General features: G+C 37.2%; 2 protein-coding genes. Both read right to left on the reverse strand.

From position 1 onward, the window contains the following. Nucleotides 1-546, reverse strand: a 546-nt coding sequence (locus tag O9307_RS14330) for a tetratricopeptide repeat protein (protein WP_298300598.1), incomplete at its 3' end; no start/stop codon positions are given. A 10-nt stretch (nt 547-556) separates the two neighbouring features. After that, nucleotides 557-1,384, reverse strand: an 828-nt coding sequence (locus O9307_RS14335) for a type IX secretion system membrane protein PorP/SprF (RefSeq protein ID WP_298300601.1), incomplete at its 5' end; no start/stop codon positions are given.

A 1,384-nucleotide genomic window follows, 5' to 3' on the forward strand; every position in this document is an offset into this window, starting at 1 on the left:
GCCGATGCCACCAGTATCTCTTGCTGATGTAAAAATTAATTTATCGTCTACAATGGCACTACCGTAATCAGAAAATTTGGAGTTGATGCCTGCGTTTTCAATAGTGTAAATACCAATATTGGCTCGAATGTCTTCTAAATAGTCACTATTTTTTTTCAAACGTTTGCTACGGCTATCGCCACCTGATTTGTTTTCAAATTCCTTTAAAACGGCTACCGCTTCTTTCTCTTTTCCAATGGATTTTAGCGATTGTGCGTAACGGTAATAATACTCAGGGGTTTGTTCTGGTTGTATTTGATAGAGCTTTTCATAAGACTGGGCTGCTTTTTCAAAATCAGAATTAAAATAATACGCATTGCCTAATTTCATGAACATATCTGCCGATTGATAGCCTTTGGCAGCAAGGCGTTCATAGGTTTGAATGGCATCAACATAGGCGTAACTATCGTATTTTTTATCTGCGGAAGCTAGTTTGGCTTTTTGAGCAAAGGCAAAACTACACCCTAGTATAGTGAGGATTAAATAAAAAAATGGTTGTTTTTTCATGATCTAATTTTTAGAAAAATCTTGGTGTAGTAATTTTTTCGTTGTTTTTGAAGATTTCATAACGCAAGAAAACCTCATGCGATCCTGAATTGTAATTGTCTAAATTGGTAGTTTCTAAATCGTATCCATAGCCAATGTACATGCCATCGGTCACTTGAAAGCCTACCATGGCACTCATAGCAGCACTCCAACGATACGCAACTCCAAGTGTTACTTTCTCTACAAACATAAAATTGGCCGAAACATCAACTTGTAAAGGCGAACCTTCGACTAGTTTGGTTAGAAAAGCAGGCTTAAATTTGATATCGTTCGATATGTCAAACACATAACCTCCGATTAAATAATAATTCATTTTTTCTTTGAAAATGGCCACTTCGTTATCATTATAGCGATTGGTTTGAATGAAATTAGGAACCGATAGTCCAACATAAGCTTTGTCAGAATGGTAGTAAATCCCTGCTCCAATATTTGGGGTGAAAACGTTTCTCAAATTCTGAAATTGTGGATCGCCTTGATCGACTGGATTGAGTTTGTTGACATTCAAATTAAATAAATTAGCGGTTGCTTTCATTCCAAAAGAGAGTTTAAAATTCTCTGAGGTAGGAATGGTGTAGGACAGGTCTGCTGAAATGGTATTTTCATTAGTTGGACCAATTTTGTCATTCATAAACGACACGCCTAAACCTAAATTACTATTGCTAATTGGTGTATTTATCGAGGCAGTATTGGTGGTTGGTGCTCCATCCAAACCCACCCATTGCGTGCGATGTAAGGCAAAAATACTCATGACACCACGGCTACCTGCGTAAGCGGGGTTGATATTAATGGTATTGTACAT

This window comes from Flavobacterium sp., from assembly GCF_027531905.1.
In the GTDB taxonomy this organism is placed as follows: Bacteria; Bacteroidota; Bacteroidia; order Flavobacteriales; family Flavobacteriaceae; genus Flavobacterium.